The organism is Candidatus Paceibacterota bacterium, from assembly GCA_035452965.1.
In the GTDB taxonomy this organism is placed as follows: Bacteria; Verrucomicrobiota; Verrucomicrobiia; order Limisphaerales; family UBA8199; genus UBA8199.
In genome coordinates, this window is record DAOTCE010000033.1 from 1 (window position 1) to 16,768 (window position 16,768).

14 protein-coding genes are annotated in these 16,768 nt (G+C 62.8%); 3 read left to right on the top strand and 11 right to left on the bottom strand.

The genetic code is table 11. The features are described from left to right. Window positions 1–122 precede the first annotated feature (122 nt). From P5205_18405 to P5205_18455, 11 genes are all read right to left on the bottom strand, one after another. A complete protein-coding gene (locus tag P5205_18405; GenBank protein HSA12335.1) occupies window positions 123–1,313 on the bottom strand; it encodes a Gfo/Idh/MocA family oxidoreductase in 1,191 nt (396 codons plus the stop codon). Between the two features lie 5 nt (window positions 1,314–1,318). After that, window positions 1,319–3,112, bottom strand: coding sequence for a M20/M25/M40 family metallo-hydrolase (locus P5205_18410; protein ID HSA12336.1), 1,794 nt, complete (start codon window positions 3,110–3,112; stop codon window positions 1,319–1,321). Window positions 3,113–3,324: 212 nt separating this feature from the next. Beyond that, window positions 3,325–3,663: a hypothetical protein gene (locus P5205_18415; GenBank protein HSA12337.1), complete on the bottom strand. Its 339-nt coding sequence runs from the start codon at window positions 3,661–3,663 to the stop codon at window positions 3,325–3,327. Window positions 3,664–3,815: 152 nt separating this feature from the next. Beyond that, window positions 3,816–4,679: a prepilin-type N-terminal cleavage/methylation domain-containing protein gene (locus P5205_18420; GenBank protein HSA12338.1), complete on the bottom strand. Its 864-nt coding sequence runs from the start codon at window positions 4,677–4,679 to the stop codon at window positions 3,816–3,818. Between the two features lie 116 nt (window positions 4,680–4,795). Beyond that, window positions 4,796–5,701 carry a protease HtpX gene (gene htpX / locus P5205_18425; protein HSA12339.1) on the bottom strand — a complete coding sequence of 302 codons (906 nt, stop codon included), beginning with the start codon at window positions 5,699–5,701 and terminating at the stop codon, window positions 4,796–4,798. Between the two features lie 176 nt (window positions 5,702–5,877). Continuing rightward, window positions 5,878–6,657, bottom strand: coding sequence for a response regulator transcription factor (locus P5205_18430; protein ID HSA12340.1), 780 nt, complete (start codon window positions 6,655–6,657; stop codon window positions 5,878–5,880). A 306-nt stretch (window positions 6,658–6,963) separates the two neighbouring features. After that, window positions 6,964–8,346, bottom strand: coding sequence for a phosphoglucosamine mutase (glmM, locus tag P5205_18435; protein HSA12341.1), 1,383 nt, complete (start codon window positions 8,344–8,346; stop codon window positions 6,964–6,966). 12 nt (window positions 8,347–8,358) lie between these two features. Further along, window positions 8,359–8,760 carry a CdaR family protein gene (locus P5205_18440; protein ID HSA12342.1) on the bottom strand — a complete coding sequence of 134 codons (402 nt, stop codon included), beginning with the start codon at window positions 8,758–8,760 and terminating at the stop codon, window positions 8,359–8,361. Continuing rightward, a complete protein-coding gene (gene cdaA / locus P5205_18445; GenBank protein ID HSA12343.1) occupies window positions 8,757–9,629 on the bottom strand; it encodes a diadenylate cyclase CdaA in 873 nt (290 codons plus the stop codon). Before cdaA ends, P5205_18440 begins: the two co-directional genes overlap by 4 nt. Then, window positions 9,629–10,417: a dihydropteroate synthase gene (gene folP, locus P5205_18450; protein ID HSA12344.1), complete on the bottom strand. Its 789-nt coding sequence runs from the start codon at window positions 10,415–10,417 to the stop codon at window positions 9,629–9,631. Before folP ends, cdaA begins: the two co-directional genes overlap by 1 nt. Window positions 10,418–10,489: 72 nt before the next feature. After that, window positions 10,490–10,885 carry a VOC family protein gene (locus tag P5205_18455; protein HSA12345.1) on the bottom strand — a complete coding sequence of 132 codons (396 nt, stop codon included), beginning with the start codon at window positions 10,883–10,885 and terminating at the stop codon, window positions 10,490–10,492. Between the two features lie 134 nt (window positions 10,886–11,019). Between P5205_18455 and P5205_18460 the strand changes: the two genes are divergently transcribed. The 3 genes from P5205_18460 to P5205_18470 all read left to right on the top strand — a co-directional run bounded on the left by P5205_18460 (window position 11,020) and on the right by P5205_18470 (window position 16,710). Next, the gene (locus tag P5205_18460; protein ID HSA12346.1) at window positions 11,020–12,237 is read left to right on the top strand and encodes a hypothetical protein; all 1,218 of its coding nucleotides are present in this window, start codon (window positions 11,020–11,022) and stop codon (window positions 12,235–12,237) included. A 100-nt stretch (window positions 12,238–12,337) separates the two neighbouring features. After that, complete coding sequence (locus P5205_18465) at window positions 12,338–14,230, top strand: PQQ-binding-like beta-propeller repeat protein (protein ID HSA12347.1); 1,893 nt, start codon at window positions 12,338–12,340, stop codon at window positions 14,228–14,230. A gap of 491 nt (window positions 14,231–14,721) precedes the next feature. Continuing rightward, complete coding sequence (locus P5205_18470; GenBank protein HSA12348.1) at window positions 14,722–16,710, top strand: NPCBM/NEW2 domain-containing protein; 1,989 nt, start codon at window positions 14,722–14,724, stop codon at window positions 16,708–16,710. Window positions 16,711–16,768 lie beyond the last annotated feature (58 nt).

Consider the following 16,768-nt stretch of genomic DNA (forward strand, 5'->3'; position numbering starts at 1 on the left):
TTTCCGAGAGCCGCACCCCGCGTCGTTGTGAACAACTATGGAAACCGTATCAGGCTCAGAACTGCAGACCCGCTGCGCGGGGCGAGTCTCTACTGTGATGGAGCGCCGGCTGCCACCGGCAGCTATGAGAGGCCGTAGGCTTTGGCGGCGCGGGAGCCAAGCTGGCGGGTGGCGAGCTGGCGGAGGTCCACCGCAGGGCCGAGGGTGACGCCGGTAGGGAGCTTCTTGCCGGTGGCGAGGCTCTGCTCGGCTCCTTCCAGGACGAGGGTGGTGTAGAAGCCCAGGGCAATGGGGCTGGACGCGGCTTCGCGTTCGGCAGCGGAAAGGCGGCCGTTGCGATGGGCGAGAATCTGCTGGTAGAGGCGGCCAGGGCTGCTGATGCCGTAGCCGGTTACGGTGCCGTCTTTCTCGAAGTTGCGGAAGAGGGGGTTCACCTCGAAGATGCCGTCGGCGTGGACTTCGTGGAGGCCGGGGGTGTCGAGGCCCAGGTCAATCAGGCCGTCGGAGCACATGAGGCGACCGGATTGGACGGTCATGGCGTGGGCGCTGTCAGGGACGGCCCAACCGGTGATGACGTGGGCCTGGGCGCCGGTGTCGAACAGGATCTCAGTGTCCACGAGGTCGTAGCCGGTGGATGGAACGGGCCGGAGGGAGGGGAGCTTCTGGGAGTAACCGGTGGCGCGGACCTGGACCGGGGTGAGGTTGACGATCTTCATTAGAGCATCAGCCATGTGGACGGTGAGGAAGGAGACGGGAGTATTCTTTTCCGCGTAGTCCGGAGAGGCGAAGTAGGGCGGCGTGTGGTTGGGGTTCACGACGCAGAGCTTGTCGAGCATGTAGAAGACGGCGGCCTGGAGTGTGCCGTAGCGGCCTTTTTGGAAGCGGGCCTCGGCTTCTTTGATGCGGGGGTCCTCGCGCTTGTGGAAGTCGATCCCCAGGAAGCGCCCGGACTTATTCGCCGCCGCGATCATGGCGTGGGCGTCCTTCACGGTGGCGGCGGTGGGCTTGGGGACGACGACGTCGAGGCCGGCGTTGAGGGCGTCCACGGTGGGGGCGCAGTGGAGGTGGTCGGGGGTGTTGACCTGGACGGCATCAACCTTGACCTTGGCCAGCAGTTCGCGGTGGCTGGCAAAGCGGCGGGCGGGGGGGATGCCGGCGAGGTCGCCAAACCAGTTGCAGTATTGCTCGTTGGGGTCGGCGACGGCGCAGACGTCGAAGAGGTGCGAGTAGTGGCTGTGAAAGTAGAGGTGCTGGTAGATCTCGCGGACGACGGAGCCAGCGCCGATGAGGCCGAGTTTGAGTTTGGTTTGCATAAAGGCTAAGCGAGCGTCCCGGTTTGGCGCAGGAGGAACAGAGCGAGGAACTCGACGGCGGCGCGGAGCTCTTCCAGCGCGATCTGCTCCTGATCGGAGTGGGCGAAGGCGAGCTGTCCGGGGCCGAAGGTCAGGACCTGCATTTCCGGGTACTCGGTGGCGAAAAGCCGCGCGTCGCAGGAGACCGTCCAGCCGAGGATGGGTTCGTCCTTCCAGATGCCGCACGCCTTGGCCGCGGCCACGGCGTTGCGGACAGACGGGGAATCCGGGTCGCCGTCGAAGGCCACATTATGCAGCTTCTCATAGGTGACGGTGAGGACGTCTTCGCCGCGTTCGGCGCGGCCGAGGCGGCGGAGGCAGTTTTCGGCCCCACGCCAGGCGGCGCGGCGGAGGCGCTCCATGACCTCGATGATGCCGTGGGTGGGGAGAAAGCCCTGGCCGCCTTCCAGAACAAGAGTGGCGTCTTGCGGCTGGCGGGCCAGCTCGAAGCGCACCGGGCTGCCTGCGCTCGCTTCCAGCTTGGCCTTCGAAGCCACCAGTCCGCGCACCAGGTGGGCCAACTTGGTGATGGCGCCGTCGCGTTCGCGGATGGCGCCCATGTGGCCGGTCGCGCCGTGGACTTTCACCATGAAAGCGTTGCCCTCGCGCCGGAAATCGTAATGGCGCGCCACCATTGGCCGGCCGGTGGCAGGGTCGGTTACTTTGGTCTTGTCCCCGTAGAGGCCGACATAGCCGGCCAGGCCGGCGGCGAGGCAATCGCCGACAAGCAGTTCGGTTTGCGCGCCGGGCGGCCCGCCAAAGCGGATGGCAAAGCTGACCTCGCCGCAGATGCGGCTGGGGTGCTCGCCGAATGGGCCAATGATGCCGTGGCAGGTTTGGACGGGGCGCTGAGGGAAAAGCGGGTGGCGGCTCTCGGCACGAATGGCCGCGCCTTCTTTCTCCATCTCCTCGTTGACGAAGGCAAAGAGCTCGAAGGCTGATACGCCGGGTGGCGCATTCAACTCGGTGCGATACCACACGGCGCCACGGTTGGCCGGGTAGAACTTGAGCCCCGTGCACTCGCAGACGACGATGCTGTCGTAGAGCTTCCGCAGCTCGCGATCCATGGCGAGAGACAGCGAGCCGTTGCCGCCAGTTTCCTCCTCGACGACCAGCATGGCGAGCACGTTGCGGTTCCACTTGAGCCCGGCCTCCGCCATGACCTCGGCGAGCACTTTGAGGGCGGCGACGACGCTGGCCACCGGGCCTTTGTCGTCGCACGCGCCGCGGCCGAAGACCGTTCCACCTTTGACGCGAGGCGGAAAGTAGGGGGCAACCACGTCAATGTGGGCGTTGAGCGCTACAGACTGCCCGTCCGCGCCGCCGCCGGCGCCGGGGACGAAGCAGACGAGATTCGAGCGGTGGGCGTAGGTTTCTTCCGGGGACAGGCCCTGAGGCCGCTGGGATGTCTTGGTGAAGTGCAGCAGGGAGTAATGCGGGTGCGTCTGGATGGCGGGATTGACCGGCCGGCGCTCGAGTCGCGTCCCGGGGAAGGCCAGGCCGCGCAACTCGCGTTCCAGAACTCGGAAGCAACCGTCTTCGGCGGCCTGCATGCGTTGGACTTCGGGATTGGGAGTAGTGTCAAAGCGGCACAGCTCGACGAGCAGGTCCCGCAGGTAGCGTTGGAACGCGGGCGTGCGGGTGCGGGCCAGGATCTTGCGAGCGACAGGCGACAGGGCAGGGCCGGACGGCGGCGTCTTCCGGCCGGATGCTACAGTCTGGCGCTGGCGCTTCCGGCCTTTGGCTTGTTTGGCAGGCATAACTTCTCGAAGTGCCTGCAGGCTAACAGTCGGGAAAGGGGGGTCAAGAAGAACGCTGGATCGAACAGTTGAGCGGGGCCGGACGGCAGGATGCCGCCCTGACCAGCAGGCGAGGACGCCTGCCGATACGGGGTGGAGGCGTTAGGCTGCGCCGTCCTCGTGCCGGCACCGTCAAGGTGTGGCACCGGTTCGAGTCCAGTCGCTCAGCTCCCTTACTGAGCAGGGGGGTTGGCGCGTTTGTTGGCCAACTGCTTGATCTGTTCAGCCACCTCGCCAACCACCTTTTTCTGCGCCTCGGTCAGGCCGGGAGCGCTATCGAGCTTGGCCAGCGCGGCGAAGGCGCGGGGGTAATCGCCGTAGCGAACGCCCATGGTTACTTCGGCCACGTTGTTTTGGAGGTCAGCACTGGCCGTGGCGAAGGTTTCCCCCAGCTTTGGCAAGTCAACCGTCACGCCCTGCATGACGGGCGGCGGAGCTTCCTTCTTGTCACAGCCAACCAGCGCAAACGCGCTGACCAAGGCCACTATCATTATCCAGCTTGCACTTTTCATAAGACTGCTCCTGTTCCAATTAATGTATGAGTGACGAAACCATCAAAGCAGGGTTCGCACAGGACTGTTGCGCAATTGCCGGCGAGCCTCATCAGAGCCCGGCTGCTCAGCCGGCCCAAGCCCCCCTGGCCATGCCAGGAGCTTCACAACCTCTACTGCAACGGACGGGTGGTGACATTGGTAAAAACCATCCAATCCCTCAGGCCTCCCTGCTGGTTCACGTGCCACTGCCTGCTCTCCGCGTCCCGAAGCTTGTAGATCTCGGCGTGGCCATCATTGAAGTTGATGCCATAGCCGAACGTATGGGCCCGGGCCGGCAGGTCCAGGAACCGCGCACCTCCGCCCACATCCACCAGACACATGCCGTCGTTGATGCTCTCCTGGTCTTCATCCACGACCAGCCAAACCTGGGACGGTACTTTGATTTCTGCTTCCCGGATAAAGACGGGATGGTAAGGATCCCGGGGGCCGTTCGGATTGGTGACCACCCAATTGGGGTTAGCCCCATAGCTGGAGGCTCTCATGTAGGAATTCATCGAAATGCTGCGCAGAATGCGCTTGCCCTTGAACTGAGCCGGGACGGAGGCATTGTCCGCAACCCGTTGATCGGCTGGACAGTGGTAGAGAGGGAGCGATTTGGTATAAGGCCAGAGAGCACCACGCTGGATGCCGGTCGGATCGGCGCCGCCATAGACGTAGGAGCCCGGCAGTCCGCCTGTCTGCGCATTGCCCCCGCACCAACTGTTAGTGAAACCGGCGTAGGTCGGATAAGCCGAGACGAGTATGCCGTTGTTGTCGTCGGTATAAAGTTTGCACGATATCGCGACCTGCTTCAGATTATTGATGCAATACACCCGCTGCGCCTTGGCTTTCGCGTTGGCCAGGGCGGGCAGGAGCAGGGCGGCCAGGATGGCGATGATGGCGATAACGACAAGCAGTTCGATCAGGGTAAAAGCGCGGGGGATGCCAGACCGCGGAGCCCTGTGCTGCTGTCTAACGGAGATCGTTCGATTCATGATGCTTTATACAGTATCTACTGTGTTGCTGCTAACACCACGTTAGGCCCGAGCGGAATAAACAGTCAAGCCCGACTTTGCTTTTTTTTGCCAGGTTCAGGGAGGCGAATCAGGTGTCAAAAGGCGCCTTGCTCGAGGCGGGCGATGCGCTGTTCGAGGGGCGGATGGGTGGCCAGCAGGGCCATAAAGCCGCCGCGCCGTCCGGAGATCTTGAGCGCCTGGAAGGCCTGGGAGCGCTGGGCTTCCGCGGCGGCCAGCGCGGGGTCGTGGAGGCGTTTCAAGGCGCGCAGAGCGTTGATCATACTGTCCCGCCCGGCCAGCCTGGCGCCGCCGGCGTCAGCGCGGAATTCGCGCCAGCGCGAGAACCAGCAGACCACCAGCGATCCGAGGATGGAGAAGACGATCTGAAAAACCATGACGAGCAGGAATTGGAGCCAGCTGCCGCCACCACGGTCGTCGCGGGAGCGGAGGGCCTGGCTGATGACAAATGCCAAGACGCGGGACAGAAACATGACAAAGGCATTAATGACGCCCTGTATAAGCGTCATGGTGACCATGTCCCCGTTGGCGACGTGAGCGATCTCGTGGCCCAGGACGCCTTCGACTTCGCGGGTGCCCATGCGCTGGAGCAGGCCGGTCGAGACGGCGACCAGCGCGCGCGATTTCGTGGGGCCGGTGGCAAAGGCGTTGACATCCGGAGATTCGTAGATGCCGACCTCGGGCATCTTGGGCAGTCCGGCGTTTCGGGCGAGGGCGTGGACAGTTTGGACCAGCCCCTGCAATGTCGGGTCGGAGGTGTTCGGGGGGATCACGTGGACGCCCATCATCCACTTGGCCATAAGACGCGAGAGGCCGAGGGAAATAAAGGCGCCGCCAAAGCCCCACACCAGGCAAAATACAGCCAGCCCCTGCAATCCACCATGCGGGAAGTAATTCCCGACCCGCAGCAGATGGAGCACAACTGAGATGGTGGTCACCACCAGGAGGTTGACCGCCACGAGCAGCAACACACGTTTTGACATCTGTGCAAATCGCATAATCTTCAGTGGCGTTAGTCTAGAGCAGAACATTTTCCTTGGCAAGGAACTGGTCGGTCAGAAGACTGGGCGGCGCGTTGGATCAACGAGCTGCCCGCCGAGCGGGTGGGAGAGTTGAGCGCACGGCCAGAGTCGCGTGTCCGGGTTCCAGTGGTGGCGTTTTAAGCTCTCGCCACTCCGGGCAGGGTTGCCAACCCCTCGGCGATGGCGAACCTGGTCAGTCCCGCGATGGAGTGAATGTCCAGCTTGCGCATCAGGCGCTCGCGGTGGGTTTCCACCGTGCGGGTGGAGATGTTGAGCCTGTGGGCGATCTCTTTGTTGCCGAGGCCCTCGGCGATGTGGCCCAGGACCTCGCGTTCACGGTTGGAGAGTATGGTCGGACTGGGCCCCGGCCCATTGTCCCGAACCAAATAGTTCAGGGCACTGCGGACAATCTCGTTGCTGAAATGGCACTGGCCGGCATTGACCGCCTCGATGGCTTGCGCGAATTCGTCAGGCGAAGCGTGTTTGAGCACGTAGCCCCTGGCTCCTGCCCGGGCGCAGCGCAGCATTGATTCCGGGTTGGTGTGCCCGGACAGGATCAGCACTTTGATATCCGGCAGTTCCTTGCGCAACGTTTCGGTCACGGCCAGGCCAGTCAGATAAGGCATGTCCAAATCGGTCAAGAGCACGTCAGGAACCAGCTCCCTCGCTTTGCTGAGCGCTTCCTGGCCGTCGGCGGCTTCGCCCACAATTTCCAGGTTCTTGTGTCGCCCCAGGCAGGCGACGATGCCGCGGCGCACGACGGGATGGTCGTCCGCTACGAGCAGCCTGATACGTTGGCTGGGGCGGGGGTGCGAGGGACTGGGGTTCTCATTACGACTTGTCGGGACGCTGGTTTGATTCTTTGGGGCAGGTGGCGGATGGGGCAATGCGAGTGCTTTAATATCGAAGGAGTTCATTGCGGGACAGTCGTTGAGGGTCGTCTGAAGTTGGCCGGGGGGGCGTTTTCACAGGTGCCCGGTTGGGATCGGCCTTTCCTGCGCGGCTGAGGGTGGAGCATGGAGTCAGAAGGAATGGGCGGTTCGGTGGCTCGAACCGCCCATACCCGCGAAACGTCATGCGCACAACAGCAAGGCATACTGCACAGAAAGCCTGACACCCGGGGCGCAAAGAGACAATACGAGGGAATCGGGAAAATACTACCGGGGAATCACCGGGGAGCGTAGGGGATTCTCCGGAACCGCCGGCCTTGATAGAATCTGCGCTTATCCGCCTGCCTGCTTCCGGATCTCGTCAGCAATCTTGCGCGCCCATTTCCGCAGCGCCGCCGGATTGCGCCCCTCGAGCAACAGGCGCGCTTTAGGCTCCGTGCCGGAGTAGCGCAGGAACACGCGCCCGCCTTGCGCCTTGAGCTCGGTTTCAGCCTCCGCCACGAGCCGGCTGACGCGCTTTAGCTCCGCGAAAGGCGGCTTCTCGCGCACGACAATATTGGTGACGATTTGAGGAAAACGGGTCCAGCACCGCGCCAGCCTGGAGAGCGGCAGTTCTTTGGTCCGCATGATGCGCAGGATTTGAAGGGCGGCCACCAGTCCGTCTCCTGTGGTGCTGTAGTCGCGGAAGATCATGTGGCCGCTCTGCTCGCCCCCGAGGTTGTAGCCGTGGCGCAACATCTCATCAATGACCTGCCGGTCGCCTACGGCGGTGCGCACGACCCGCCCGCCCGCTGCCGCGATTGCCGCTTCCAGACCGGCATTGCTCATGACTGTGGCGACCAGGGTCTTGCTGGCGAGCAGCCCCTGGGCCAGCAGATCCAGCCCGGCAATGGCCATAATGTCGTCGCCATCAATCAGTGCGCCCTTTTCATCGCAGAGCAGGATCCGGTCGGCGTCGCCATCGTGCGCCAGACCCAGATCGGCTCGATGCTCGCGGATCTTCTGGCACAGCAAGGAGGGATACATCGAGCCGCATTCCTGATTGATGTTCTTGCCGTCGGGCTTGTTCCCATAGACGATAACCTCCGCGCCCAGCTCGCGCAGCACGCAGGGCGTTGACTTGTAAGCCGCGCCATGCGCGCAGTCCACCACGATGCGCATCCCTTCGAGTGTCATGCCCCGCGGGAATGAGGCCTTGGCATATTCGATGTAGCGGCCCAGCGCGTCGTCAATCCGCACCGCTTTGCCGATGGCGTCGGCGGTGGGGCGGATAGTCTCGATCTCGCCGCTGAACACCAGGCTCTCGATCTGGTATTCGACTTTGTCGTCCAGCTTGTAGCCGTCCGCGCGGAAGAACTTGATGCCGTTATCGCCGTAGGGATTATGGGAAGCCGTGATGACGATGCCGGCGTCGGCGCGGAGGCTGCGGGTGACGTAAGCGACGCCCGGGGTTGGCAGCGGCCCAATGAACAGCACATCCACGCCCATGGAAAGGATGCCGGAAGACAGGGCGTTCTCCAGCATGTAACCCGAGAGGCGCGTATCCTTGCCGAGCACAATCTTGTGCCGGCCGCGCCCGCGGGGCTGGCTTTCGAGATTCTTGAAGACATGGCCAGCGGCCCGCCCGAGCTTGAGCGCGGTCTCGGCCGTAACCGGTTCGGTGTTGGCCGTCCCGCGCACGCCGTCCGTGCCGAAGATCTTCTTGGGGGCACTCATGGGCGGCCCGGATCAGCGGTCGGGAGGAAAAATGACCTGCACTTCTTCAGGGGTCACGCGCAGGTGGCTGACACCTGCCGGAGCGCAGACTTCGACCGGCTTGCGCAGGTCGCCGGCGGCCGAGACACCGGTCAAGTCCACGATTGCCCGGATGTCCCTGCTCTGCACGGCCATCAGGAGCTCATTGTCACCCCGCACGGTAACTTCGACCTCCTCGGGATCGACCCTGAAGCCGCGCACGTCTTCCGTGGCTGACAGGACCGTTACTGGAACCATGAAGGACACGGGCTTGCCGCCTCGGACTTCCTTCTGACTCGCAAAAGTGACGATGAGCCAAACGAGGATCGCCAGCACCAGCGAAAAGAGCTTCCACCAGAAATCCACCAGAAAGAGATGGCGTAGGAAGGCAATCATTGGGGCGGAACGCTGGAAGCGGCAGCGGCGGTCGAGTCCGTTTTCTCCACGGCGACCGGACCTGGCTTGGCGCGGTCACGGGTCCAGGACCGCAGCCAGCCCAACCAGTTGCGGGACGGGGCGGGCGTGACCAGGATGGAAGTAAGAAAGGCGCGCAGCTCTTCGAGCGTCACGCCGCGCAACAGCTGGCCTTTGTAGGCGTAGGAAATCGCGCCGGTCTCCTCGGATACCACCACCACTACCGCATCGGTTTCCTCACTCAAGCCAATGGCGGCACGGTGCCGCGTGCCCAGGGATTTGTTCAGGTCCTGCCGTTGGGTGAGAGGGAAAATGCAGGCCGCGAAGGCGATGCGGTCGCCTTTGAGGATAACCCCGCCGTCGTGTATGGCGTTATTGGGAAAGAAGATGGTTTCCAACATCTCGGGTGTGGCCTCGCAATCCACAGGAATGCCGGATTCGACTGCTTTTTGAAGCTGGATGGATTGCTCCATGGCAATGAGCGCCCCGATCCGCACGTCCGCCAGCCGCTCGACTGTCTGGATGATAACTTCGATATTCTCGCGCTGCTCATGGGCGGTGGCGAAAAGCGGCAGGTTGCCCAACTCCGCCAGCATGCGGCGCAGTTCCGGCTGGAAGATCACCAGCACCGCCAGCACAAAGAACGCGGAGAAACCGCCCAGGAAGTATTGCAGCACCTTGAGTTTCAACAGGTAGCTCACCAGCACCATTGCCAGCAATACCATCATGAACCCCCACACCACCGGCGCGCCGCGCGTGCCGCGGACGAACCGCAAGGCATAATAGATCCCCGTCGTGAGGATCAGAACCTCCACAACGGGACGCCAGTCAAACTGTGTGATGTCCCACATCAAGTGCTTCGCTTCGCCAGAATCGCTTCGGTCATTCGCAGTGCCTGCACGGTTTCCGCCACATCGTGAGCGCGGACCAGTTGAACACCCGCTTCTACTGCGACGCAGGCGCAGGCCAGCGCCCCGGGCAGCCGATCTGCCGGTTCGGCCCCCAGCAGACTGCCGATGAACGATTTGCGCGAAACTCCTACCAGCAGAGGCCGTTCGAACCTGCTGAAACTCCGCGCCGCCCCAAGCAACTGCAAGTTATGCTCGGCGGTCTTCCCAAAGCCGAATCCGGGGTCCAATATAATCTGTTCCCGGCTCACTCCGCAATCGTTCAATCGCCGCAGCCGCGCGGAAAAGAAGTCCCCAACCTCGCGCACCACGTCGGTATAGGAGGGATTGACCTGCATGGTCTGGGGTGTGCCTTGTGCGTGCATGCACACGTAGCCGGCCCGAGCTTCGGCAACCAACCGGCTCATCGTGTCATCCTCCCGCCCGGCCCCAACGTCATTGACGATGCTGGCCCCTGCCGCCAGGGCTGCCCGGGCCACGCCGGGCTTCACCGTGTCAATGGAAATCGGCGCTTTGATCTGCCCAACCAACTGCTCAATCACCGGCAGGACCCGAAGCAGTTCTTCGGACTCTGCCACCGGCACGGCCCCTGGTCGGGTGGACTCGCCTCCCACATCAATGATCTCCGCGCCCTGCTCGACCAATGCCAGCGCGTGCGCCACCGCCGCCCGCGTGTCCAGGAACCGCCCGCCGTCATAGAACGAGTCCGGCGTCACGTTCACGATGCCCATGACCAGCGCCGGGCGCGGGAAAGTGAACTCGAACTGGCGGCAACGAAGTTTCACCTTGCCAACAGGGCGTCCTTAGCCGCCGGGCTTGGCCGGCTGAATCAACTCAATCTCGTAGCCTTCCGGGGCGTCAACAAAAGCAATTCCGTTTCCGTCTGAGGTAACATGCGGTCCGTCGGAGTAACTTAGTCCCATCCGCGCCAGGTGTTGGGCAAACCCCTCCAGGCTGTCCACCTCGAACGCCAGATGCGTCAAGTCCGGCTGCACCTGCACCGGCCCGCTAGCCGGGAAGCAGCACAACTCGATCAACTCTTCGCTGTCCGGCGCTTTCAAGAAGACCAATTCCGAGCCGCGGGGTGACTTGTGCCGGCGCACCTCCGTCAAGCCGAGCACTTCCCGGTAGAACTTGACCGTCCGTTCAAGATCGTTCACGCGATAGCGTGTATGCAGTAGTTTTCTGGCCAGGCTCACGCGCTCACGATAGCCCGGAATCAGGGCAAGGCAATCGGCAATTCTATCCCGGCCACCCTGATTGACGCGCATTCAATCAAGATTCGGGCGGAATCCCGCTTGCACCCCTCAGGCCTATGAGTTAGGAGAAGGCCGTGAACCGATTCGGGTGTTCGGTATTCCTTCTGGTTCTTTCAAGCTGCCTTTGCCCATTGATTGCCCCGGGGCAGATTGATCCAGCGAGGCGCTCGCTGCTGCAGATCGGGTACAACGCCGCGCTGCAAGGGCACTCTCCTTTGTCGGCTTACGCTTTCTACTATTGGAATCAGCCCGGCTTTTGGCGTACGAACCTGACTCTGCGCCTCGCGGTGGCGCCGACCTACCTCGACTCAGAACTGGGCATCGCGCGCGTCCTCGGCGAACACACGGATCTGGGCCTCGGCCTGGCGGGCGGCGGCTTCGCCGACAGTTATGCCGAGATACGACAGGGGAAATACCGCACGCGCGAGTCCTTCACTGGCTACGGGGCGGAGCCGTCGCTGAGCCTCTATCACCTTTTCAATCCTGACCGGACGGTTCCCCTCTATGGTTTGGTGCGCGGCAGCGGGCGCTACTCCACTTACCAGCGGGATGACGATACTGACCGTAATTTCCAAGTCCCGGATGACCGCGGCACTTTCAGCACTCGTGCGGGTTTGCGCTGGGGCGGACGCGAACCCACCTTGTTTCCCGCCATGGCTATGGAGCTGTCCGGCTGGTACGAAGGCCAGTTCCGTACCGGTTCCGAGACCTACGGCTTTGGGGACCGCTCCATCGAGCCCCAATCCCATTTATTCTGGGCGGAGGCCATGATCGGGTACACGTTGCCTGAACTGGGGCACAGATTCAGCGTAAGCCTGACAGCGGGAACCAGCCTCGACGCGGATCGTTTCAGCGCTTATCGGCTGGGCTCAATGCTGCCGTTGGTTTCGGAGTTACCGCTCTCTTTGCCGGGCTACTATTATCAGGAAATCAGCGCCAAGCAGTTCTTTCTCGCGAGCGGCAATTACGCTGTCCCACTGGATCATCGCAAGCGCTGGAACATTAGCGCCACTGCCGGTACGGCGCTGGTGGATTACCTGGATGGCCTCGAACAGCCCGGACATTGGCATACCGGCGTGGGTGCCGGGGTTCTTTACGTCTCTTCGTCCTGGAAGATCATGGTCGCCTACGGCTACGGTGTGGATGCCCTGCGTTCGCACGGGCGCGGCGCGCACAGCATCGGCGTGCTGGTTCAACTCGATCTCGCCCGAGTCCGCGAAGCGCGGTTCAAGTCCGAACAACCCGGTCGCTGGCGCGGTTTCCAGAACTTCCTCGATATCTTCCGGATGTAGGGCACCGCCAGACCTTCCAGTGGCGACCCAAGCTTCTGGCTCCGGTGGATGCTTGTGTCTTGAATTGAAATTTGTCCCGCAGAGGGCGACCATAGGGGTGATGTTAGAACCTTGCTTATTGATCCGGGCGTGCCGCCGATTCCGTCGCACCGCGCTGCTCAGCCTGCTGTTGACGCTGGTCCCGATCTTGATCCGGGCGGAAACAAGTCCTCTCCGCTTTGCCTGGCTCAGCGACACTCACGTTGGTTCCAGCACCAGTGAGGAGGACCTGCGCGCAGCCGTGCAGGACATTAATTCTCTGACCGGGCTGAGCTTCGTCGTTGTCTCCGGCGACGTCACCGAATATGGCTCCCGCGAGCAGCTCCGGCTGGCGAAGGGGATCCTCGACGGGCTCAAGATCCCGAGTTACGTCGTCCCGGGCAATCATGACACCAAATGGTCGGAATCCGGCGCGACGGACTTTGGCCGGCTTTGGCCGGCCGACCGGTTTGTTTTTGAGCAGGCCGGCTACTGCTTCATTGGCCTGCACCAGGGGCCGTTGATGAAGATGGGCGATGGCCATTGGGCGCCGCAGGATGTGCGCTGGCTGCAGGAGACGTTGAAGAAGCTGCCGGACCCGAATCAGCCGATCATCTTCGTAACGCATTACCCCATTGATGAGGGCATCGCCAACTGGCACGTCGTGCTGGACTTGCTCAAGCAATACAACACGCAGGTGGTCTTGTGCGGTCACGGCCACGCCAATCAGCGATATCTCTTCGAGGGCGTTCCCGGCGTCATGGGCCGTTCCAGCTTGCGTGTGCGGGCCCCAGTCGGCGGGTTTAACCTCGTCGAGATCAAGGACGGCACTATGACGTTCGCCGAACGTGCCATCGGCCGGCAGACCTTGCCTCCTTGGCACTCAGTTGCATTGCAGAAACACGACTACGCAGTCGGCACCAGCCGCTACCCCCGCCCGAACTTCTCGGTCAACGCGCGCTATCCCAATGTCAAGCCGCGCTGGACATACAACACGGGCTACACCATCGCCAGCACGCCGGCTGTTTGGAAGCAGCTTGCGATTGTCGGCGACGCCTCTGGGACGGTTTACGCCCTCGCTCTGAAATCGGGCAGGGTGCGGTGGAAGTTCAAAGCCGGGAATGCCGTCTATTCCACACCCGAGGTAAGCCGCGATCTCGTCGTTTTTACCTCGACCGATGGAAATGTCTATGCCCTCAAGGCCGCGAATGGCAAGGAAGCCTGGCGCTACCCGACCAGCCGGCCCATCGTCGCCTGCCCGCGCATCGCCGATGGCGTAGTCTACGTCGGTTCGAGCGAAGGCGCTTTTCGCGCCCTGGATCTGGACTCCGGCAAACTCGTCTGGCAATTCGACGGCCTGGCTGGGTTCGTCGAGACCAAACCACTGGCCTATGACGGGCAGGTCATTTTCGGCGCCTGGGACCAGTACTTGTACGCACTGGACGCCAAGACCGGGAAGCTCACCTGGAAATGGAAAGGGGACAAGCCTGGCGCACTCCTTTCACCCGCGGCCTGCTGGCCCGTGGCCGCCGACGGCAAGGTCTTCGTCGTCGCTCCCGACCGGACAATGACCGCGCTCAGCGCCAAGTCCGGCGAGCAACTCTGGCGCACCGATGCGTATGTCGTGCGCGAATCCATCGGCCTCTCGCCGGACCAGACCCGCTTTTATGTCCGCGCCATGAACGACTTCTTCTATGCCTTCTCCACCGCTGCACCCGTGCCGGAGAAGATCTGGGAGCTCAACGCCGGTTTCGGCTACGACATCAACTCCGCTGCGCTTGCCGAGAAGGACGGCGTGGTCTTCTACGGTACAAAGAACGATTTGCTCTGCGCCCTTGACGCCCGGACCGGCGCCCTCAAATGGCAGCACAAGCTCGGCACCGGCGTGATGAACACCGTCTTGCCTCTCAGCGCCACGCAGGTTCTCGCCACGGACTTCGACGGCCGAGTGGCTCTGATCGAAGCGCGGCCCTGAGCCGCAGGGCTCTCGCCCAACTTGGCGCACTGTCCAAATTTGGGACAGTGATCCTGCCGCCCCGCCATCTCCAGTCCCCGCTCAAACCGGTAGTTTTGGCGTGGAGATACGGTGACGGCACGGTGGTGCTACGGTGTGTATCCCATGGGGAGCGCTCCCCATGGGATACACACCGTAGTCCCGGTGTATTGCCACCGCCTCATCGCCGTAGCTCGCTTCGGCATGGGGCACCTCTGGTTTGGAGGACTGGCGGGGCCTATGGGAGGGGCGGCAATCGGTGGGCGGGGCCGGATATACCCGGCTTGCCGTGCAGGTCTGGAGCTCACCTGCCCGGTGAGACGATTCCGACTGATACTGGCCAGGTTTGGTTCTGGACTCTGGGCAGGCTTTGCGTTCGTGGATTAACTGAATCATGCCCCGAGAATTCAAGTTGAGCTGGCACAGAACTTTCCGCTGGCGCTTCGCGCCTGCCTGCGGGAAGATCGTCCGCCATGAAGCTGAACCTGCCTGCCGTTTTCACTGGCCTGGTGTTCGCCACCTTCGTTTGCCAAACCCCTGCCGCCGAGCCTGAGACGGTCTGGCTCTCGTCGCTGGACCTTACCCCCATCGTCCAGGGTTGGGGGCAACCGCAGGCCGACAAGTCGGTCACGGGCAAGCCCCTATCCATCGGCGGTAAGCGTTTCGAGCGCGGCCTCGGTACGCATACCGATAGCATCATACGCCTCCAACTCAACGGCGGCGCGGAGAAGTTCTCGGCGTTCGTCGGCGTGGATGACGCCGCCACCAGCGATCAAGCTACCCTCTCCTTCCGCATCATCGGCGACAGCAAGGTTCTCTGGCGCGCTCGCGGTGTCAAACGCGGTCAGCCGCCCCGCAAGGTCGAGGTGGACCTCAAGGGCGTCAAGATGCTCCTGCTCCTGGCCGATTCCCGCGGCAGCATCAACTTCGGCCACGCCAATTGGGCTGATGCCAAATTCCTCGTCACTGGGGCGCGCCCGGTGATTGTCGGCGCGCCCAAGGAGGAAGCGGTGATTCTCACGCCCAAGCCGCCCCGAACCCCGCGCATCAATGGCGCGCGCATCTTCGGCGTTCGGCCGGGCCACCCTTTCCTTTTCACCATCCCGGCCACCGGCGACCGCCCGATGACCTTTGCAGTGGACAATCTCCCCGCGGGGCTGACGGTGGATTCCAAGACCGGTCAAATACAGGGCCGAATCGAGAAACCCGGCACCTATAGAGTAACCTTTCGCGCATCCAATCTGCTCGGTGATACCTGGCGCCCGTTCAAGATAGTGTGCGGCGACACGCTCGCCCTCACGCCGCATATGGGCTGGAACAGTTGGTATGTCTGGGAAAACCACGTCACCGACAAGATCATGCGCGAGGCGGCCGACGCCATGGTCAGCAGCGGCATGATCAACCACGGCTACCAGTACGTGAACATTGACGATTGCTGGTCGGCCAAACCCGGCGCCACCGATCCGACCCTGATTGGCGAGCCGCGCGACGAGTGGGGCGCAGTCAACTCCAACCCGCGGTTCCCGAATATGAAAGCCCTCACGGACTACATCCACTCGAAAGGCCTCAAGGCCGGCATCTACACCTCGCCCGGCCCGCTTACGTGCGCTGGCCACATCGGCGCGTATCAGCACGAGGCGATCGACGCCCAGCGTTTTGCCGAGTGGGGCTATGACTTTCTCAAGTACGATTGGTGCTCCTACCGCACCGTGGCCACCAATCCCTCCCTGACCCAGTTGCAGTGGCCGTATCGAGCGATGGGCGACCTCCTGCGCAAGCAGGGGCGCGATATCGTCCTGAACCTCTGCCAATATGGCATGGGCAAGGTCTGGGAATGGGGCAAGGAAGTCGGCGGCCACAGTTGGCGAACCGCGGGCGACCTCGGCGGGTCCTTCTACGGCATTCCCAGCGCCCTGTTCCGCGACGGGTTTGATGTCTATTCCGGCAACGAACTGCACAAGCACGGCGGCCCCGGCGGCTGGAACGATCCCGACTACCTCTTGCTCGGGTATCTGAGCAATTGGAAAGGCCAGACCGTTCCCACCCCGCTCACCCCCAACGAGCAATACACCCACTTCTCCCTCTGGTGCCTCGTGGCCGCGCCTCTCATCTTCAGCGGCGATATCACCCGGCTGGACGATTTCACCCTCAACATTCTCTGCAACGACGAAGTCATTGAGGTTGACCAGGACCCGCTGGGCAAACCAGGCCGCCGCGTTGCTATTGACGGCGACCTGGAAGTATGGGCGCGCGATATGGAGGACGGCTCCAAAGCGGTCGGCCTCTTCAACCGTGGCGAAGAGCCGGCGACGGTGGTCGCCAAATGGGCCGAGCTCGGCCTCGAAGGCAAGCGCATTGTCCGCGATCTCTGGCGGCAGAAGGACCTGGGCTCGTGTGAGGGCGAGTTCAAGGCCGAAGTCCCTCGCCACGGCGTTGTCCTCGTCCGCCTGCGGGCAAAGTAACACCCTTTTGGCCTCGGTTACAGGGTCGGCGCCCCAGCCTCTCGCTCCATCTGGCCTG